Below are 20,347 nucleotides of genomic sequence, written 5' to 3' on the forward strand. Positions count from 1 at the left end.
GCCAGGTCGCTGCCGGCGCTCTCAGCCATCGCCGTCCCAGGGGTGCGGCGCGATGCCGGATAGTTGGCCAGGCGAAGGCCCGTGGGGAGCGGTGTCAGGTCCGCTCCCCACGGGCTGCTGGCGGGGCGGCGGTCTCGCGTGTCACGTTCCCGTCGTAGGAGCGGTCCGTGCAGAGTGGGTCAGGTACACCCTCCGTCGCGTGACGTCCACGGTGTCACCGACGACGTCCAGGCGACCGCGCAGGCGAAGGTCACTCGACGACGAGCCGACCGAGATCCACATCGGGCCCGGATCCACGACCCATCTGTCGTCCAGGGACAGGTAGGCCAGCAGCGGGAGTTCCAGAGCGAATCTCACCGTCGCCTGATCCCCTGGCTGCAGTTCGAGGCGATGGAACCCCGCGAGCTGGAGCGCCGGCCTCGACACGCCGGGCGCATCGTCCTCGACGTAGAGCTGCATGAGTTCTACGCCTGGGCGGTCGCCCGTGTTCGTGACGGTCGCGGTGACCTCGACGGTGCGGTCGGGTGCGATCGACGTGCTGCTCAGCTGGAGGTCGGAGTAGACGAATTCGGTATACGTCAGGCCGTGCCCGAACGGGTAGAGCGGTGCCGCGGACTCGTCCACGTATCCGCCGTGCGGATCGCCTTCCCGACGGCGGTATCCGCTGCCGAACCGCTGGCCCGCATGGAGGGGGACCTGACCGCTGGAGCGGGGGATCGTGTACGGCAGGCGGCCCTGCGGCTCGGCCGTGCCGCTGAGGATCTCCGCGACGGCAGGTGTGCCGAACTGCGAGCCGTAGTACCCGAGCAGGATGGCGTCGAGCTCGGGCTCGACGTCACCAAGGGCGAGAGGGCGGCCCGAGAAGATCACGCCGACGGTCGTCTTGCCGAGCGCGGCGATCTCGTGCACGAGCCGACGCTGTACATCCGGCAGCGTCACATCGGCGGTGTCCGCACCCTCACCCTCCGTCCGTTCACCGAAGAACCATCGCGCCACGCCGCCCAGTGCCAGGACCACGACATCCGCATCACGCGCGACGTCGACTGCCGCGCCGATCCCCTCGGCCCCGTCGGTGACTCCGCATCCAGTTGCGACGAGGATTTCGGAGTCGGGTAGCGCGGCTTGGAGGGCGTCCGCCAGGGAGACCGCTTCGTAGCGCGACCTCGCGAACTCGTCCTCGCTCATGGCGAGCAGGTCGCCGATCTCCTCGTGCACGTAGGCGTCGTCGGGGCCGAAGGAGTCGAGGTTTTCGACACCGACCATGGAACTCGTCTTGCCGTTCAGCAGTGCTCGGGTCAGCTCGATGAAGGAGGGGAAGGTGTACGGGGCGAAGGCCGTGCCCACAGCCTCGGCATGAGGTCCGACGACCGCGATGCGCGGGGCGCCGCTGAGTGGGAGCACCCCGTCGTCGTTCTTGAGGAGCGTGACGGACTCGCGCGCAAGACGCAGGGAGAGGTCGCGGCCCTCCTGCGCCACGGACATGATCTCCACCGGGTCGGTTTCCACGTAGGGGTTCTCGAACAGGCCCAGTTGGAACTTGTGCGTCAGTACGCGGAGGACCGACTCGTCGACGGTCGTTTCGGGAATCTCGCCGTCGCGGACGGCCTCGACGAGGTTGTCGCCGTAGCCGAACGGCTCGGGCATTTCCACGTCGATGCCGGCCCGCATGCCGAGCACGCCCGCTTCGCGTGCATCGCGCGCGGCGCGATGATGGGTCACGAGGTTCTCGATCGACAGCCAGTCCGACACGACGGTGCCGTTGAACCCGAGTTGGTCGCGCAACATCTTGCGGAACACCCGAGGGTCGGCGGCAGCGGGCACTCCGTCCCAGTCGGCGAGCGAGTTCATGATCGAGCCCAGTCCCGCGAGCTGGATGGCGGCGGCGAAGGGGCGCGCGTACACCTCCCGCAGCTCGCGCGCTCCCATCGGCACGGTCGCCATGTTGAGACCGGCCTCACTCATTGCGTAGCCGAGGAAGTGCTTGCCGGTGGCGATGACCCCGTCCAGCAGCGACTCGCCTTGAAGATTGCGTACGAAGGACACTCCCAGCGCGCTGACCAGGTATGGATCCTCGCCGTACGTCTCGTGAACTCGGCCCCATCGCGCGTCGCGGGCGATGTCGAGCAGCGGCGACAGGGCGTGGTGCAGGCCCACGGATCGCATCTGCCGACGGGTCAGTGCGGCCATCTCGCCCACCCCGGTGGTGTCCCAGGTGGCCGCGAGGGCGATCGCGGTGGGGAAGGATGTGAAGGTGGGGGCGTTCACACCGTTCAGCGCCTCGATGTGCATGATCGCGGGAATGCCCAGGCGGGTGTTCTCGACCAGGTGGCGCTGTACCGCGTTGTTGAGCCGGGCGAGTTCGGCCGCGTTCGCCGGAAAGCCCCCCATGTGCGGTTCGATGTAGCCGATGCCATTCGCCAGCTTGGCCGCGGCGACGTCCGGGCGGATGCCTTTGGCGTCGAAGAGCATTGTCGGGATCAGCGACGTCAGCTGCGCGACCTTTTCGTGCAGGGTCATGCGACCGAGCAACTCGATGGCGCGGGAACGTGCGTCGGTCATGACGTGATCCTTCTGTGCGAGTGCGGGTTCCACGAACGGGACATCAGATCTCCAGCCCCGATCCCAGGGGGAACAGCGGGTCGGCGGTGTCCGCCAGCGCGTCCGGCGCGGACTCTCGTACGGCCTGCATCGACCGCGGAAGCTCGACGGGAAGTTTGCCCTCCGGAGCGATGCGGCCGGTGAGGGCGGTGAGCAGAGCGTCATCCGAGACACCGAAGGTGACGGTCAGTCCGGCGAGCGCGTCGACGAGCGGCGTGAGGATGGCCGGGCGGTCCAAGGCGACATCCACGATCAGCGGGGCGTAGTGGGCGATCCTACGCAGTCGGTGTACGAGGCCGGGGGGCAGGTCAAGAGACCCCTGGTGGAAATACGACTCCAGGAACAGGTCGTCCCGCGGCTCGAACGGTGCGTCGATGCGCACGATGGCCAGTTCTGCCTCCTGCGGCGTCGTCACGGGGGTGAACTCCCGGCCGAGGACCTCCGGATCGATCCCCTCCGCGTACAAGCGCGCGCCCACGGCGAGCGGAAGCACTGGCCTTCCTTCGACCACGGAGTTCTTCAGGACGGTGACGGAACGGGACTGTGTCTCCAGGGCGACCCGCCGGGTCTCGGCGTTGCCCACAACGGCCACGGCGGCATCTTCGTCGATGAAAGGGTTGTCGAACAGACCGAGCCGGAACTTGATCAGCAGGACGCGGCGCGCCGACTCGTCGATCCTGCTCTCCGGGACGACGCCATCCCGTACGAGCTCAAGCAGGAGATCCGTGCACTGTTCACCGCCGAACTGGTCCGCGCCGGCATTGAGGATCTTGACCATGCGCTCGCGGGCGTCGAGCTCTTCAACCCCCCACGCGCGTGCGGGCAGGACCTGGTCCCCGACGTGGTTGTCGTTCACCAGCTCCCAGTCCGTGACGATCAGCCCGTCGAAGCCCAGCCGCTCGCGCAGCAGCCCGGTGAGGATCTGCTTGTTGTACCCGAACCCGACCTCCTCGATCGGTTCGCCGTCGATCTCAAGACCGACCGGCATGCCGTAGTAGGGCATGACCGCGGCGGTGCCGTGCTCGACGGCGGTGACGAACGGACGGAGGTGCTCCTCGAACGCACCACCCGGGTAGACCTGCTCGCGACCGTACGGGAAGTGCGCATCCTCGCCGTCCAGCTGCGCGCCGCCGCCGGGGAAGTGCTTGGTGACGCAGGCGATGCTCGTTGAGTCGAGCGCCGCGCCCTGGAAACCTTCGAGGTACGCGCGCGTGTAGGCGACCACGAGATCGGTGTCGGCGCCGAACGTCTGGAGTTGGCGTGCCCAGCGGGGTTCGCTGGCGAGGTCGACCTGAGGATGCAGTGCCATGCGGATGCCGACGGCGCGGTACTCCTCGCGCACCCGGCGCGCGAACTCGCGCACGGTGTCCGGGTCGCGCAGTGCCGCAAGGCCGAGGGCGTCGGGCCACTGCGAGAACGGACCTGCAGTGAAGGAAGCCCCGATGTTCTCCAGGAATCCGTGTCGAGGGTCGCTGGAAATCGTGACCGGGATGCCGTGCGGGGTCTTCTCTGCGAGCCGCTGGATCGCGTTGTGCCACCGTGCGGCTGCCCGAGGGTCTTCGATTCGGTGCGTGTTGAAGTGGCTGATCCCCCTGCCCAGGATCACCTCGCTGGTGGGTGACTTGCTGATCGCACCGGGCTCTTCGAGGACGGTGCCTCCCGGGCCCATCTCGATGACTGTGTGGAAGAGCAGACCGACTTTCTCTTCGAGCGAGAGCCGGGTCAACAGATCTTCCGTGCGTTCCTCGGCGCTGAGCCGCGGGTTCTCGTAGGGCTCCATGCGCCCGTTGCCGTTGAGATCGCGGAAGGTGGTACTGCCCGATGCAGTCGTCGCAGGCATGAGTGGTGGGAGTTCCTCTCGATTTCGTTCCCGGGGCCTGGGTGCAGGCCCCCTCGGGGCGGTCGGGGCCGTGCACCGTGTCAGTGCACCGGCACATGTCCCGGTCCGGCAGTGCGGTGCGGGCGGGTCACCCCTTGACGGCTCCCTGCATGACGCCTGCGACCAACTGCCTGCCGAGTACGGCGAACAGCACGAGAAGCGGCACCACGGACACGAGAACGCCGGTCATGATGAGGGGGATGTCCTTGAAGAACCCGGCCTGCAGCAGTTGCAGCGCGACGGGGAGTGTCGGATTGGTCGTGCCGAGCACGATCGACGGCCAGAAGTACTGGGTCCACGCCCCGATGAAGGTGAACAGGCCCAGCATGGCGGCCGCGGGCCTGGCGGCCGGCAGCACGATGGAGCGGAAGATCCGGAACGTTGATGCCCCGTCGATGCGGGCTGCCTCGATGAGCTCATAGGGCAGCGCCGACTGGAGGTACTGCGTCATCCAGAACACGCCGAAGGCGGAGGCGATACCGGGGATGATGACCGCCCAGAGGCTTCCCGTCAGGCCCATCTCGCGCATGACGATGAACAACGGCACGACCCCGAGCTGAGTGGGTACCGCCATGGTGCCCACCACGAATGTGAGGAGGCCGGCACGTCCCTTGAACCGGAGCTTCGAGAAGGCGAAGCCGGCCAACGTGGACACCAACACGACGGCGAGGGCCGTTGTCACCGAGACGAAGACCGAGTTCCAGACCGCGCGCGGCAGGTCGATGTCCGACTCGAAGACCCGCGTGAGATTGTCGGCCAGCTGCCCGCCCGGGATCGGCGAGGGGATCGGGTTCTGCGCGACCTCTGCCGACGTCGAGGACGCGAGCAGGAGCGCGTAGTAGAGCGGGAAGATCGAAATGAGCGCGACCAGAGTGAGGATGACGTAGGTCGTCTTTCCCGGTCGGCGCACAGCGCCGTCGTTCCGTCCACGCCGACGGCGCGCCGCACGGGCGGCTCCACGACCGGACGTCTGCTCGATGTACGGGATGGAAGGAGGGGTCACGTGCTGCTCCCGGGCGTGGCACCGGACGGTGCGGAGGAGTCGGGCGTACGAGCTGCTGCGCTCGGTGCGCTGCGTCGGGCGGCACGGCGCGTCTGCCGGGAGCCGGCCGTGGCGTCGTCTCCGGAAGCGATGCGGCGCGACAGCCAGTTGCTGACCAGAGCGAATGCGATGATCAGCAGGAAGAGCAGCCACGCGACGGCCGCTGCACGGCCCAGTCGCTGCTGGTTCCAGCCGAGTTCGTACAGGTACAGAGTGATCGTCTTCCACTGCCCTGAACTGCCGCCGAGCCCTTGCGTGTCGTACAGACGCGGCTCGTCAAAGATCTGCAGCCCGCCGATCGTGGACGTGATCACGACGAAGATGAGCGTCGGACGCACGGACGGCACCGTGACGGAGAAGAACTGTCGAATCCGCCCCGCGCCGTCGAGGATCGCCGCCTCGTACAGGTCACGGGAGATCGCCTGCATCGCCGCAAGCAGCACGAGGGTGTTGAAGCCGGTCCACCGGAAGTTGACCATGTTTGCGATGACGATGTGCGCCGGAAGGCTGTCCCGGTGCCATCCGATCGGATCCATGCCCAGCTGCTCGAGAAGCGCGTTCACCAGACCGGACTGGTCCGCGAACATGCGCGAGAAGATCAGCGTCACGGCGACCGGAGCGATCACGTACGGCAGCAGTACCCCCATCCGCCAGAAGGTGCGCGCACGAATGTTCGCGTGCAGGAGGCTGGCAAGTACGAGGGCGATCAGAATCTGGGGGACCGTCGAGAGCAGGAAGATGCTGACGGTGTTGCCCATCGCATCCCAGAAGACCGGCTGGTCGAGGATAAAGGTGAAGTTGTCGAGCCCGACGAATTCGCTCTGCCCACCGATGAGGTCCCAGTCGTGCAGCGAGACGTAGGCGGTGTACAGCAGCGGGAACAGGCCGACGATCCCGAACAGGATGAAGAACGGGGAGATATAGGCGTACGGCGACGCCTTCATGTCCCAGCGGCCCAGACGCTGATGCCAGGGCGAGGGCGTGTGTGGAGGTGAGGCATCACCACGGGGTGACGCGCTCCCTGCCGGACGGACCATGCGCTCTTCCTCCGATGGTGAATCGGGGGCGCCGTCCGCGGAGGGCGCCCCCGAGCGCGCGGACGAACCGATCACTTCAGCGAGTCCAGTCCCTCGACGAACATGTCCCATGACTCCTTGGCGGAGTGGGTCTTGTCGACCGAGACACGGTTGACCGCGTCGTTGAATGCCGCTGTGATCGCGAAGTAGTTGTCACCCTTGTACGGGACCACGCTGATGTTCGACGCGCGCTCGGCGAGGACCTTTCCTACGGGCGCATCGTTGAAGAAGGGTTCGGTCACCTTCTGCATCTCAGGGCTCTTCTGGGCCTCGACCTGGCTGGGGAAGTTGCCCGACGCCTTGAACGCCTTCATCTGCTGCTCCGGGGCGGTGAGCCACTCCGCCAGCGCCTGCGCCTCCTCGGGGTGCTTGGACTGCTTCGGCACGCTGAGGTACGAACCGCCGCTGTTGACACCGCCGTTGGGGAAGACGTCGGCGATATCCCAGCCCTTGACCCCGGCCGAATTGCCCTTGATGACGCCGAGCATCCACGAAGGCGCGAGCATCACCGCGAACTTGTCCTTCTGGAATGCGCTGACCCAGTCCTCACTGAACCGCGCGAGGTCTGCGGACAGGCCCTCATGCGACATCACGGTGTCGTAGATGTTCCGGAGGTCCTTGTTCTCGCCGGCGATGATCTCGCCGTTCTTGGGGTCCTCCCAGAGCACCTCGTACTGGTCGGTCCAGCCGGTCGCCACCGAGGCCGACGCATCGTAGAACGCCGGACCTGTCTTGGCGGCCTTGAACTTCTCGCCGACGGCGAAGAAGTCGTCCCATGTCGCGTTGTCGCCACCGAAGAGCTTGGCGACCTCCTCGCGGTCGTTCGGCAGACCGGCCTCCTTGAACAGGTCGGCGCGGTAGGCGATCGTCTGCGGTCCCAGGTCCGTCGCGTATCCGAGCAGCTTGCCGTCGTCCGTGGTGGCGATCTTCGTTGTCCAGTCCAGCCAGCGGCCCTCGACCTTCGGTGAGGAGAGATCCACGAAGTTGTCCGGGTACTTGAGGATCTGCGGCATCCAGCTGTTGTCGACACCGATGACATCGGCGAGACCCGAGCCCGCGCCGAGCGCGGTCTGGAACTGCTCCTTGGCCTCATCACTCGTGGCGAAGCGGTTGTGCTTGATCGTGATGTCGGGGTGGAGCTTCTGGTACTCCTTCAGCAGGCCGCTGTAACCCCACTCGCTGAACGTCGAGACGTTGAGGGTGATCTTGCCGCCGGCATCGCCCTCGTCGCTGGATCCGCACCCGGCGGTGACGGCGGTCAATGCGACCGCTGCAAGCACAGCGAGGGACCTTCGAATGGATCGCATCTGTACTCCTTATTTCCAGGCGGTGTGCCGCGATGTTGCGGCGGCAAGGAGCCGCCCCCCCCCGGCCGCACCACGCTCCTGAGACGTGCGCGAACCCCGTCACCCGAACGTCGTGTATGCCGCTGCGTCCCCGGCTGAGATGTCGTCTCGGAGTGGCGGTGGCCGTCAGTATCACGTAACACAGTTCACCTGACAAGTTTTCGTGGAGTTTTCATCGTCACGCCCACACCCAGGTCAAACGGGCCGCCGCGTCGCTGTATGTTGAAGGCATGGCGGAAAGCACCGGGCCTCGGGGGCCCTATCGCAAGGGGCTCCAGCGCCGCCGGGAGATCGTCGCCGCTGCAGCCGAGCTCTTTGCTGAATCCGGATACGCACACTCGTCGATGCGTGAGCTCGCCAGGCGGATGCGCCTGACACAGACAGGGCTTCTCCACCACTTCGCCGACAAGGAAGAACTCCTGGTCGAAGTGCTCAACTTGCGCGATTCGTCCGTTGCCGACTACCTGTCGGAGCAGCACGCCACCGATGTCGCTACGCGGTCCCGCGAGGTCGCGCGTCACTCCGCGGAGCACGAGGGACTGACGTCCCTGTACATCATCCTCTCGGCCGAGGCGATTGATCGCGATCATCCGGCGCACCCGTACTTCGTCGAGCACTACCAGGCAGCCCAGACACTCACGCTCGACCCCGGCCCTGAGGCGCCCGAAGGTGCCCCGATGGGGATCAGCCCGGAGATGATCGCCACGCTGGGGACCGCCCTGCAGGACGGGCTCCAGATCCAGCGGCGATACCGGGACGACCTGGATGTCGTCGAGGCCATCGACGCCTTCTGGCGGCTCGTGGCTGCTGCTCGGGCGCACTGGGTGCAGCAGGCGGCTTCGGACGACTCCAACCGCCGCGACGACGACTCCGACTGAGCGTCGTTCACGGTCCGCCGGGTTGATGAAGACCTCCGGCTCCGCTCGCGCGCGAAGCCGGAGGCGCAAGCGGCCGTCAGGCGGCGGTCTCAGCGGTGCTCATGACTCGCATCCGTTGTCGGACTGTGGATGTTGCGTCACATGCGTGCCGCAATGAACTCCGCGGCGGAGTCGTTGTGTTGCGGTTGGGAGTAGGCGCCGTGGGCGGCGGAGTCCGTCCCGCCGCCACAGATCGGGTCGCCGGTCGCGCAGTCGTCGAGCGTGCGTGCCTGGTAGGTGCCGGTCACCTGACGGTAGGTCGGGAACCCGCGGATGGGGTTGCCGAAGAGCACAACTGCCTTGACCTTCGGCTCTGTGGCGCCGGGTATGACGGCCACGGTGGCCGCACCCGTGAGGGCTCCTTGGCTGCAGACTCCGACATTGGAGAACCGGTCAGGCGGACGCTCGGGCCACGATGTCCGGTGTCCACACCGGAGGTTCGTCCGAGCTGGGGGGCGCGACTCCGCCGGCGTCGAGCCGCTGCAGAACCCACCCGGCCAGCATGGCCCCAAAGGGCTTGTTGGAGCCGCGGATCGTAGTCAGCGGTGGGCAGGCGTACCGGGCGGCCGCGATGTCGTCCGCGCCGATCACGGCCGGCTCGGAGGGAACTTCCACGCCCAGAACCCACGCGGCGTTCAAGATCGCCAGGGCGACGTCGTCGTTGAACGCGGCGATCGCGGTGACGGGCGCTTGTGCCGGCCAACTGCGCAGTATCGGCGTGAAGTCCCCGTCGTCGGGCATGCGACGCGAGGGCACCATAGGCAGGCCGAGCCGGCGCGCTGTTTCGTCGGCGCCCGCGTGGCGCCGGTCGGACATCGGTCCGAGCCGGGGATCGGCGGGGTGGACGTAGCCGATGCGGACGGTGCCGCGCCAGGCCAAGTGGGTCGCCTGGGCCGCGCCGACGACGCGGCCCGCGTCGTCACGGGGAGGCGGCGGGTCGTCGGGTCCTGGCAGTACCACCCGGGCGCCGCGTGCCTGAAATGCGACGACTTGCCTTGCGTCGAAGGGGGTCAGTCCCGGTACCGCGACCGGGGCGGCCAGCGATAGAGCCGGCTGGCGGCCCGGGCTGGCCGTATGGGTCACCAGCATCAATCCTTGCGAGGCCAATCCCCGATCGAGCTCGGCGACGATCGAGCTGGGCGGAAAGTCCGGCAGGCGCAGCAGCACAGTGCTGCCGCGTCCTCGCGACAGTGCCTGCGTGGGCCCGTTCGGGGTGTAACCCAACCGCTCGGCAGCCGCCAGAACCTTCTGTCGCGTCGCTTCCGGGATGGTCTGTTTCGGCACGTAGTTGAGTACGAAGCTCACCGTTGACCGCGACACGCCTGACTCCCGCGCGACATCCGCGCTCGTCACCCGCGACGCACCACCGAGACCCTCCAAGCGCCGGCTGCCGGAGCCGTCCAGCCGCAACCCGACGGCCACCTTACGCCCGACCTGGGGCGCTCTGCCTGACGGCACCAGCCCAGGGACCGCACCGACACCGGCCATGGTCGGTCAGGACCTGTGGCGTTCAGGCAGCCCTGCGCTGGTCAGCGTTGGCAAGCGCCTCGTCGGCTGCCGTCGTTGCCGTACGCACCCGCAACTGCCGTGACGGCGAAACGGCTTGGTCCGAAGTGCGCCGATTGGTCGATCCCTGCAGAAGCACGCCCATCGTGAGTCGATCGCCGTCTTCCCCTCAGGTCAACGTGGATGTTCGGCAGCGGAAGTCATCGCGAATGTGAAGTCGCAGTTCGCCTTGACGCAACCCTGTGCCGATAACAGTTCAGGTGATAGGTTTTGGCGCCACGTCACCAGAGAGGCTGATCCATGTATCGCGACTCCATCGACCGCGGGCACTTGGCGTTCCCGCCCGACTTCATCCTCGGCGCCGCGACCGCCGCGTACCAGATCGAGGGTGGCGCGAGGGAGGGCGGTCGAGGCTCGTCCATCTGGGACACGTTCAGCCACGCCCCGGGGAAGACTGCTGAGGGGGCGACCGGGGACGTCGCCGCGGACCACTATCACCGCGTCGAGGTCGATCTCGACCTGATGGCCTCGCTCCACCTCGACGCCTACCGGTTCTCCATCTCCTGGCCGCGCGTGATGCCCACGGGCGAGGGCGAAGCGAATCCGGAGGGTCTGGAGTTCTACTCGCGCCTCGTCGACGGACTGCTCGCACGCGGCATCAAGCCGATCGTGACGCTCAACCACTGGGACCTCCCGCAGGCATTGGAGGATCGCTACGGCGGCTGGCGAGGGCGGGAAACCGCATTCGCCTTCGAGAAGTACGCGGAGATCGTGGGGGCGGCCCTCGGGGACCGGGTCGCCGTCTGGTCAACCCACAACGAGCCGTGGAACAACTCCTTCGCCGGGTACGGCAATGGCGTGTTCGCGCCTGGCGGTAAGAGCCATGCAGATGCGCTCAAGGCTGCGCACCACCTCAACCTTTCCCACGGACTCGCGGTGGCAGCACTGCGGCGCACCGTGACCAATGCCGAAGCACAGATTTCCGTGGTGCTCAACATCTTCCGCATCGAAGCCGAGACCCCCGAGGACGCCGAAGCCGCGCGTCGGTTCGACGCTGTGGCCAACCGCGTGTTCACAGGGCCCATGCTCCGCGGGAACTATCCGGCCGATCTGCTGCAAGACACCCGGGCTTTCACCGACTGGAGCTTCGTTCTGCCGGGCGACTTGGAGATCTGCCACCAGCCCATCGACCTGCTCGGCGTCAACTACTACGAGGTCATGCACGTACGTCTGAATCAGGACTTCGACCCCAGCGCCGAAAGCTCCGGCGGCACGCCCTTCCCGGGCTCGGAGCGCATCGAGTTCGTCCGCCGCGACGAGCTGGCGCGAACGGTGATGGACTGGGGGATCGAACCACGAGGCCTCGAGGATCATCTGGTCGCCCTTTCCAAGGAGTTCCCCGAACTGCCGATCATGGTGATGGAGAACGGCGCGGCCTTCGAGGACGTGGTCGACGACTCGGGTGGCCGGCGCGTGGTCGTCGACCGCGACCGAACACAGTTCCTCATCGATCACGTCACGGCGGCTCATCGTGCTCGCGAGAGGGGCGCCCGCGTTGTCGGGTACCTCGTGTGGTCGCTGCTCGACAACTTCGAATGGGTCATGGGATACGGCCCGCGGTTCGGCATCATCCGGGTCGACTACGACACCCACGAGCGCATTCCGAAACTGAGCGCGCACTGGTTCGCGGAATTGTGTGCCACGAAGGTCGTCCCGGCCCTCGCCGGCCGCTGAGCGACCACCCTCAATTTCCGCATTCTGCACACCCGCAGAGGCGGTCTCGGGCCGAGCCGCGTTCGTGGGCCGCCGGGAGACAGCGTACGGTCCACGTCGTCCGGATACCGCAGCGTGCCCTCGGACCATCCTTCAACAGGAAAGCGAGACACCATTCAATGAGAATGCACCGCATCGGCGCGGCGCTCGCAACTGTCACCATAGGGCTCTTGACCGTGGCCCTCCCCACCACCGGCGCCTCAGCTGATTCAGACGCGACCCTCCGCGAACTGGCAGCGAAGGAGGGAATCCTCATCGGCTCGGGGGCGACCAACCCCACCTATCTCGACGAACCGAAGTTCGGCGAGGTGCTGGCGGAACAGTTCAACAGCTTGTCTCCCGAGAACGAGCTGAAGTGGAAATTCGTCCAGCCCACGGAGGGCGACTTCGAGTTCGGGGGCCTCGACCGGCTCGTCGACTTCGTTGAAGACAACGACATGGTAGTCAAGGGACACGGGCTCATCTCCCAGTGCTGCAACCCGGAATACGTGACCGACGTCACCGACCCGGACGAGTTGCGCGCGGTCATGAAGACTCACTTCAACACGATCATGGACCGCTACGCCGGAAAGATGGACCGGTGGGACGTGATGACCGAGCCGTTCTCCACCTTCGGCGGCACCGGCCTCGCGCCGAACCACTTCTACGAGGTGCTCGGCGAGGACTACATCGCGGAAGCGTTCCGGATCGCGCACGCCGCTGACCCCGAGGCGAAGCTGTTCATCAACGAGGCGTTGGTGGAGTTCTACCCGGCGAAGCGCCAGGAGCTCTACGACCTAGTGGCCGGCATGGTCGCCGACGGTGTGCCCATCGACGGGGTGGGCTTCGAGATGCACGAGACACAGGCGGGTCCCGAGCCCGGAGTCATCACAGAGATGACGAAGTCCTACCAGAAGCTCGGACTCGAAGTCGCGATCACCGAACTCGACGTGCACACCTACGACGTGGATCAGCAGACGCAGATCTACGGGGACGTCATGGCCGAGGCGCTGGCGGCCGGAATCCGGGACATCAGCTTCTGGGGCTTCACCGACAAGCACGCCTACACGTGGCTGCCGGGCGCGAAGCCCCTCATGTTCGACGAGGAGTACAACCCCAAGCCCGCGTACTACGCCACGCGCGACGCTCTGCGGAACTTCGTCTCCGCTTCCTCGGCTGCTGGCGCCGGCACCCTGTCGAACACCAGCGGGTGGACCCACGGCCTCCATGACGGCAACTACAGCGTGAAGATGAACCTTTGGCACGGCACGCCAGGCAGCTTCTTCCGTCTTTACGAGAACGACAAGCTCGTCGCCGCGCGGGTGCCCACGACAGTCAGCGGCACCTCGCAGTCAGTCGTGACCGAATTCAAGGACAGGCCCAATGGCACCTACGCGTACCGGGCCGAACTGATCAACTCGAAGGGCACCACGTCCACGAACACCACGACTGTCACGGTCACGGATGCCGCCCCGGGCAAGCCCGTGGTCAGCCACGACAACTGGGACAAGGACGGCACCTTCACCGCCACCGCGAACCTGTGGTGGGGCACCAACGCCACCTCGTACACCTTCTACCTCGACGGGGCAGTCGTCGGTGAGGGCCAGCTGGCCGCCGATTCGCCGAACGCACAGTCGCCTCAGGTAGCTCTGTCCGGGGTTCCGAAGGGCAAGCACAGCCTGAAGGTCGTCCTTACCAACGCGAGGGGATCGACCGAATCGGATCCCGTGGACGTGACGGTCGCCTGACGTCAAGTAGTTTCTCGTCTACGGTCAAACGGGGGATAGACGCCCGGCGCGCTCACGACAGGGTGCGCCGGGCGTCTGCGTCGCGTGCTGTCCAACTCCTCCGCCGGGTGAGAGGACGAAGGGCCACCGGCAGGCTGGAGACACGGGCACCCAATGCGTTGACGGAGGGTTTGCACTCGCCCCGGCTGCGACTTGCGCACGAAGTGCTGCGTTGGTCGTTGCCCTCGCTATTGTGGATGGGTGGTGGTCCGGGCTGCGGGAGTACACCGCTGCGGGCCTCTTTCTGGAGTGGAAGTCGGTATGAACGAAGTGGGAGGTTGCCAAGAGGACTGCGGGACTGGGTGATATTGCCCTGGCGGGGGCGGAGTGACCCAGGGCGGGATCTGCGGAGTTGTTCCCGCCGTCCAGGGTTCCCGACCGAACGGACGAGGAGTCTCAACGGCCTTACGGACGGGGGCGGCGTACGGACTGACGGATCACCAGTTGCGTACTGAGGACGACATGGTCGTCGCCGCTGATGCGTTCGCTGTGCTCCAGGGCGAGCCGGACCGCTGTTCTGCCGAGATCCTCGTACGGCACCCGGACCGACGTGAGCGACGGGGTCAGGTCCGAGGCGAAGGGGACGTCGTCGAAGCCCACCAGGGAGATGTCCCGGGGGACGTTCAGGCCGGCGTCGCGGAGCGCGGCCAACGCACCGAGGGCCACCATGTCCGTCCCCGCGAGGACGCCCGTGAAATCGACCCCCGCCTTCAGCGCGTCCCTCGTGCGCTGGTAGCCGGAGACGCGGGTGTACGGACCGGGGACGTCCAGTTCTTCCGCGTACTCCACGCCGTGCGCGCGCAGGGCGTGGAGGTAGCCCTCCCTCCGTTGCGCCCCCGTACTGAGTTGTGGGTCGCCGCCCAGGAAGAGGACGCGCCGGTGGCCTTGGACGAACAGATGGTCTGCGGCCTGGAAGGCGCCTCCGCGGTTGTCGTAGTCCACGACGGTGACTGGGTGATGCCCGGGCAGGGGCGGGCGGCCGACCAGGACCAGACGTGACCCGGCGGCGTCCAGGGCGCGCGCGTACTCGGTCATGCGCTGGAAGTAGACCTCGTCCTGCACTGCCCCGCCGACGAGGACCACCGCGGCCGCGTGCTGCTCGCGCATCAACTGCACCAGGTCGTCCTCGCGGGCAGTGTCTCCGTGAGTGGCGCAGACCAGGCTCAGCCGGCCCCGCAGGGCCGCCTCCTGCTCGACCCCGGCGGCGACATGGGCCAGCGACGGCCCGGTGATGTCCCGCAGGACCAGTGCGACGGGACCGGCCACCCGACCGGAGAGGGCTTTGGCGTGGACGTTCACCACGTAGTGCAGCGACTCCACGGCAGCCATGATGCGCTCCCGGGTGGCGGCCGACACGGGATAGTTGCCGGCCAGGGCCCTGGAAACGGTTGCTACCGACACCCCCGCCCGTTCGGCGACATCGCGAATCGTGCTGGGGCGCTCTTCACCTGCCTGGTTCTTGCGCCGACGCCTAGAAGCCTGGGAGGCGGGCGTTGGGGGAGAACCGTTTCCGTTCGCTGTCACACCTTGACGTTACTGCACTGAGCATCCTCGCGGACACAGAAGGGTGCGACCGGTTCCCGAATCTTGGTAAACGATTACTGCGGGCATGTTGACCGCGCCGACGTCTACCCGCGGGCGGCCAGCGGCAGCCAGACCCGCATGGCGCCCGGCTCGCGGTTGGCCCAGGCGTAGTACGGCACCGCCGTCAGCTCGACGCTCTCGTGGGGTTCGCCGGAAGTCGCCGACGTGTACGGCAGGTAGGGCCAGTCGCCGGACGTATCGTCGGCGCGGAGCCGGTTCCCCGCGACGCTCACCGTTCGCACCCCGCCGAGCAGTTCGGGGCGGCTGCGCACGGTCAGTGGCGTGTCCGGCGGCACAGCGATCGTGTCCGGGTCCAGGCGCCCCGGTTGGTCGGTCCGCTCCAGGCAGTAGACCAGCGGACCGCGTTCGACGGCGGCGCAGCCCCGGACGGCGTCGACGCGTGAGGAAGGGACGGTGAGCCGGGCCGGCATCGCGAGGTCGAGGCGGACGGTGTCGCCGGGGGTGAACGCGCGGGTGATGCGCAGCCAGCCGGAGTCGGCCCCGTCTTCGACGGTGGTGCCGTTCACGGTCAGGGTGTGGTCGGCGCACCACGCCGGCAGGCGTAGGGAGAGCGTGCGCGGCAGGGCGGTGGGAGCCTCGTCCACGGTGACGGTCACCGTGCCCTCCCACGGATACTCCGTCGTCACCCGTACGGTGAGGCCGTCGCCGCCGTAGACGCCCGTGGCGTACTGGTGCAGTTGCAGACCGCTGTCGTCGGCTGTGGCCAGGTAGTGCGGGAGCCCGGCGAGCAGGCGCATGACGTTGGGCGGGCAGCACGCGCAGCGGAACCAGGGGGTGCGGTGGGCGGTCTGGTCGCCGGGGCGTTCGTGTGAACGGGCCCGCCGATGAAGCGGGTTGACGTACAGCCAGGTGCGGCCGTCGAGACCGGCGCCGGCCAGGAAGCCGTTGAACAGGGTGCGCTCGACGAGGTCGGAGTAGCGGGCCTCGCCGGTGAGCAGGGCCATGCGCCAGGAGAAGTGGACGGAGGCGATGGCGGCGCAGGTCTCGGCGTAGGCGCGGTCGGCCGGCAGTTCGTGGGCGTCGCCGAAGGCCTCCCAGTCGTGCCGGGAGCCGACGGCGCCGGTGAGGTAGGTCTTGGTCGTGACCATGTCCCGCCACAGCCGCTCCAGCGCCGTGCGGAGTTCCGTGTCGCCGGTCTCCGCGGCCAGGTCGGCGGCTCCGGCGAGGAGGTAGAGCTGGCGTACGGCGTGGCCGGTGACCTCGTCCGCCGCGCGGACCGGCGTGTGGTCCTGCCAGTACTCGGGCCCCGGGTCGCGGTCGTGGCCCCGGTCGGCGCCGGAGGAGAGGGTGCCGTGACCGCGGCGTTCCAGGAAGTAGCGGGCGAGGTCCAGGTACCGCTTCTCGTCGGTCGTCCGGTGGAGTTCGACGAGGGCGGTCTCCACCTCGGGATGGCCACAGACGGTGTCCACCTGCTTGCCAGGGCCGAAGACGGAGTCGATGTGGTCCGCGAGCCGGCGGGCCACGGCGAGCAGCCGGTCGGAACCGGTGGCCCGGTGGTGCGCCACGGCGGCCTGGATCAGATGTCCCGCGCAGTACAGCTCGTGTCCCCAGCCCGGCTCGGTCCAGGGAATGCCGCCGCCGAGCTGGTAGTACGTCTGGAGGTAGCCGTCCTCGCGCTGGGCGGCGGCGATCAGCTCGACGATGGCTTCGACCTCGGTGGCGAGTGTCTCGTCGGGAGTGTCCGCGAGCTGCCAGCAGGCGGCTTCCAGCCACTTGTAGACGTCGGAGTCCTGGAACTGGAAGTCGCCGGAGAAGCCGGTGCCGGACGGGGTGTCCGCGCCGTCGGTGCGCGGGGCCGCGGCGGCACGGAAGTTGGCCAGGTTGCCGGCCTGCTCCAGCCGCCCCGGGCCCTCGGCGAGGGAGATCCGGGCGTTGACCCGGCGACGTTCGGCCCAGAAGCCGCCCTCGATGCGGGCCGCGGAGGCGGGACGCAGGGGTGAGACGGCACGTGGGGAGGGGTGGACCGGTCCGGCCTGAATGGTGTTCAAGGGTGTCTCCGAGGGAAGAGGGACGGGCTGGGGTGGGGTGGGGTGCGACGGGATCGGCGTTGCGGGAGCCCGGGCGGGCGGGCGGCGTCCTCGGCCGGCGGGTGGGCGTCGAAGTCCTCAGGCGCTGATCGCCAGTTCGGCCCGGTGGACCGGGTGGGCAGGCGGCAGCCCCGTCGTCAGGCGTTCCAGTTCCGTCACCACCGTGCCGCCGAGGCGGGCCAGTTCGTTGCCGAGGGAGCCGGCGATGTGCGGCGTGAGGAACACGTTCGGAAGGCGGTAGAGCGGGGAGTCCGCGGGCAGCGGCTCGGGGTCGGTGACGTCCAGGATCGCGCTGAGCCGGCCGTTCACCAGTTCCTCGGTGAGCGCGGTGTGGTCGACGAGGGCGCCCCGTGAGGTGTTGATGAGGACGCCGCCGTCGGGGATGAGCGCCAGCCGCTCGCGGTTGAGCATGTGATGGGTCTGCGGGGTGTCGGGGGCGTGCACGCTGACGATGTCACTGGTGCGCAGCAACTCGTCGAGGCCCAGCGGGACCGCGCCCAGTTCCGCGGCCTGGGCGGCGTCGACGTAGGGGTCGTGGAGGCTCACCGACAGCTCGAAGGGCCGCAGCAGTTCCAGGACCCGGCGGCCCACCCGGGAGGCGCCGATCAGACCGACCCGGCGGCCGAGGTTGCCGACCGTCACGTACTCCGTCGCAGCGGGGTAGACGTGCTCGGCCCGGAAGCGTTCGCGCAGCCCGAAGGCGTCCTTGCCGGCCAGCAGGATCGCGGCGAGCGTGTACTCGGCCACGGGCAGGGCGTTGGCCCGCACCGCGCTGGAGAGGGTGAGACCGCGCTCCCAGAACGGCTCACCCACGAGGTGGCGGACGCTGCCGCCGGCGTGCATGACGGCGCGCAGTCGCGGCGCCGCCGCCAGTACCTCCGCGCCGAGGTGCGGGCAGCCCCAGCCGGTGACCAGTACCTCGGCGCGGCCCAGGGCCTCGGCCACGGCGGGATCGGAGAAGTCCTGGGCGACGAGCGTGAGGTCGACCCGCGCCAGTTGCTGGAGGCGGGTCAGCAGCGGAGGCGGGAAGAGTTCGGGCAGATGTACCGGATTCATGGCGAAGAGGGCGAACGGCGGCACTGACGTATGCATGCTGCTCCTGGGGAGGGGCGCCGGGATCGGCCGGCGACAAGCCTGAGCGTCACAGTAAACGTATTCCACGCTAGAAGCCCCAGAGAACCCGGTCAATGACCAGCTCTGCGACACAGGTACGTCACAGAGAGTCCACCCACCTGCCCCGCGATGGCGCGAACGTCCATGGTCAGGCGCATCGACAGGTAGCGTTCTGGAAAGTCGAGCGAAACAATCCGGCGCCACCTCTTGTGGATCTGGCTCCCTCGGTCGTACCGTCCACGACAACAAACGATTACTGCCTCGCCGCGCAGTACCCGTTTCTCTCCCCTCGCGTCGCCCTGACCGCGCCGTTCCCCCACGTGCAGGCGCCGTCCCATTCCTTTCGTGGAGGACCGATGTCCAAGTCCGGTATGCGCCCCAGGGTCCTTGTCTCGGTGGCCGCCGCCGCTTCTCTCTCGCTGCTGCTGACCGCCTGCTCTGACGACTCCGGCACCGACGCCTCGGCGGCCACGAAGGGCAACGTCACGCTGGAGTTCTGGAGCTGGACGGACGGCATCGAGGCGCAGGCCGAGGTGTGGAACAAGAAGCACCCCGAGACGCAGATCAAGTTCGTCAACGCTGCGGGTGACACCGCTTACCAGAAGCTGCGGGCCGCGGTGAACGCGGGCACCGCGCCCTGTCTGTCCAAGATGGACGGGATGAACCTGGCGAGCTTCGCCGCCGACGGACTGCTGACCGACATCAGCGAGGTCGCGGCCAAGCACAAGGACGCGTACACGGTCGCCGCGTGGAACGCGGTCAGCCCCGGAGGCACCACCTTCGGCATTCCGATGGGGTCGGCGCCGCTGTTCACCGCCTACCGCGCGGACCTGTTCCAGAAGTACGGGATCGAGGCCCCGAAGACCTGGGACGACCTGATCGCCGCGGGCAAGAAGGTCCAGGAGAAGGACAAGGACGTCAAGATCTACAACATGGCGGGCGAGGACCCGAGCTCGCTCGTCGACCTGTCCTGGGAGGCCGGCGCGCAGTGGTACAAGGTGGACGGCGACCACTGGGTCATCGACTTCGCCTCTCCCGAGGCGCTCAAGGCCGGTGACATCGTCCAGCAGCTCGTCGACAACGACCTCGCCTCCAACGCGTCGTACGCCGACCCGGGTGTCTTCAAGACCTGGGACCTCGGCAAGACCATCGCGATGACCAGCTCGACCTGGCAGCTGCCGATCTACGACACGAACTTCCCCAAGTCCAAGGGCAAGTGGCAGCTCGCCGACTCGCCGGCCTTCGACACCGCCAAGCCGCAGACCTCCAGTAACTTCGACACCACCGGCGTCCTCAAGGGCTGTAGGTACCCCGACCGCGCCGCCGAGTTCGCCGCCTGGCTGAGCAGCAGCAAGGAGTCACTGACGGCGCTCACCGACCCGGACTCCAAGTCGGGCCTGTTCCCCGCCGTCAAGGACGTCTCGCCGTACGTCGACAAGATCATCCCGACCGGGATGTTCAACGGGAAGTCGGACAGCGCGCAGGTGATTACCACGGCGGCCTCGCGGGTCGGCGAGCAGTGGCAGTACGGGCCGAACTACGCGGCGATGTACTCCGAGATGCAGAAGCAGTGGGGCAAGGTCATGAAGAAGCAGCTGACGGTCAAGGACATGCTGACCTCGCTGCAGAAGTGGACCGTGGACGACCTCAACCGCAAGGGCATCAAGGCCGTCGCCGACAGCTGACCTCCCCTGTAGGC

General features: G+C 67.7%; 14 protein-coding genes. 4 read left to right on the forward strand and 10 right to left on the reverse strand.

Annotated elements, in window-relative coordinates; all coding sequences use genetic code 11:
- Nucleotides 1-141: 141 nt before the first annotated feature.
- The 5 genes from AWZ10_RS25215 to AWZ10_RS25235 form a co-directional block, all read right to left on the reverse strand.
- Nucleotides 142-2,559 carry a glycoside hydrolase family 3 N-terminal domain-containing protein gene (locus AWZ10_RS25215; protein WP_223786224.1) on the reverse strand — a complete coding sequence of 806 codons (2,418 nt, stop codon included), beginning with the start codon at nt 2,557-2,559 and terminating at the stop codon, nt 142-144.
- 43 nt (nt 2,560-2,602) lie between these two features.
- Nucleotides 2,603-4,438, reverse strand: a complete 1,836-nt coding sequence (locus AWZ10_RS25220; RefSeq protein WP_006378679.1) for a glycoside hydrolase family 3 protein — start codon at nt 4,436-4,438, stop codon at nt 2,603-2,605.
- Nucleotides 4,439-4,565: 127 nt separating this feature from the next.
- Nucleotides 4,566-5,480 (reverse strand): carbohydrate ABC transporter permease, encoded by a 915-nt coding sequence (locus tag AWZ10_RS25225; RefSeq protein ID WP_029183909.1) that lies wholly within the window; start codon nt 5,478-5,480, stop codon nt 4,566-4,568.
- Complete coding sequence (locus tag AWZ10_RS25230) at nt 5,477-6,463, reverse strand: carbohydrate ABC transporter permease (RefSeq protein ID WP_006378862.1); 987 nt, start codon at nt 6,461-6,463, stop codon at nt 5,477-5,479. The genes AWZ10_RS25225 and AWZ10_RS25230 overlap by 4 nt, the downstream gene beginning before the upstream one ends.
- Before the next feature lie 164 nt (nt 6,464-6,627).
- A complete protein-coding gene (locus tag AWZ10_RS25235; protein WP_231885169.1) occupies nt 6,628-7,875 on the reverse strand; it encodes an ABC transporter substrate-binding protein in 1,248 nt (415 codons plus the stop codon).
- Between the two features lie 296 nt (nt 7,876-8,171).
- On the opposite strand from AWZ10_RS25235, the gene AWZ10_RS25240 reads away from it, so the two are divergent.
- Nucleotides 8,172-8,819 carry a TetR/AcrR family transcriptional regulator gene (locus AWZ10_RS25240; protein ID WP_006379142.1) on the forward strand — a complete coding sequence of 216 codons (648 nt, stop codon included), beginning with the start codon at nt 8,172-8,174 and terminating at the stop codon, nt 8,817-8,819.
- Nucleotides 8,820-8,956: 137 nt separating this feature from the next.
- On the opposite strand, the gene AWZ10_RS55150 is transcribed toward AWZ10_RS25240, so the two are convergent.
- Both AWZ10_RS55150 and AWZ10_RS25250 read right to left on the reverse strand, forming a co-directional pair.
- Nucleotides 8,957-9,370 carry a cutinase family protein gene (locus AWZ10_RS55150; RefSeq protein ID WP_223786226.1) on the reverse strand — a complete coding sequence of 138 codons (414 nt, stop codon included), beginning with the start codon at nt 9,368-9,370 and terminating at the stop codon, nt 8,957-8,959.
- On the reverse strand, nt 9,252-10,268 hold the full coding sequence (locus tag AWZ10_RS25250) for a LacI family DNA-binding transcriptional regulator (RefSeq protein ID WP_231885170.1): 1,017 nt from the start codon (nt 10,266-10,268) through the stop codon (nt 9,252-9,254). The genes AWZ10_RS55150 and AWZ10_RS25250 overlap by 119 nt, the downstream gene beginning before the upstream one ends.
- A gap of 396 nt (nt 10,269-10,664) precedes the next feature.
- Here AWZ10_RS25250 and AWZ10_RS25255 point away from each other — a divergent pair, with 396 nt between their 5' ends.
- Together AWZ10_RS25255 and AWZ10_RS25260 are read left to right on the forward strand one after the other, a co-directional pair.
- Nucleotides 10,665-12,098 (forward strand): GH1 family beta-glucosidase, encoded by a 1,434-nt coding sequence (locus tag AWZ10_RS25255; RefSeq protein ID WP_010354074.1) that lies wholly within the window; start codon nt 10,665-10,667, stop codon nt 12,096-12,098.
- 215 nt (nt 12,099-12,313) lie between these two features.
- Nucleotides 12,314-13,864 (forward strand): endo-1,4-beta-xylanase, encoded by a 1,551-nt coding sequence (locus tag AWZ10_RS25260; protein WP_231885299.1) that lies wholly within the window; start codon nt 12,314-12,316, stop codon nt 13,862-13,864.
- A gap of 444 nt (nt 13,865-14,308) precedes the next feature.
- On the opposite strand, the gene AWZ10_RS25265 is transcribed toward AWZ10_RS25260, so the two are convergent.
- From AWZ10_RS25265 to AWZ10_RS25275, 3 genes are all read right to left on the reverse strand, one after another.
- Nucleotides 14,309-15,304, reverse strand: coding sequence for a LacI family DNA-binding transcriptional regulator (locus AWZ10_RS25265; RefSeq protein WP_231885171.1), 996 nt, complete (start codon nt 15,302-15,304; stop codon nt 14,309-14,311).
- A 227-nt stretch (nt 15,305-15,531) separates the two neighbouring features.
- Complete coding sequence (locus AWZ10_RS25270) at nt 15,532-17,496, reverse strand: glycoside hydrolase family 127 protein (RefSeq protein WP_006378894.1); 1,965 nt, start codon at nt 17,494-17,496, stop codon at nt 15,532-15,534.
- Between the two features lie 117 nt (nt 17,497-17,613).
- Nucleotides 17,614-18,627, reverse strand: coding sequence for a hydroxyacid dehydrogenase (locus AWZ10_RS25275; RefSeq protein ID WP_173402937.1), 1,014 nt, complete (start codon nt 18,625-18,627; stop codon nt 17,614-17,616).
- Nucleotides 18,628-19,004: 377 nt separating this feature from the next.
- On the opposite strand from AWZ10_RS25275, the gene AWZ10_RS25280 reads away from it, so the two are divergent.
- Nucleotides 19,005-20,333, forward strand: a complete 1,329-nt coding sequence (locus AWZ10_RS25280; protein ID WP_060892083.1) for an ABC transporter substrate-binding protein — start codon at nt 19,005-19,007, stop codon at nt 20,331-20,333.
- The last annotated feature ends 14 nt before the right edge of the window (nt 20,334-20,347 follow it).

Source organism: Streptomyces europaeiscabiei (assembly GCF_001550375.1).
Classification (GTDB): Bacteria; Actinomycetota; Actinomycetes; order Streptomycetales; family Streptomycetaceae; genus Streptomyces; species Streptomyces europaeiscabiei.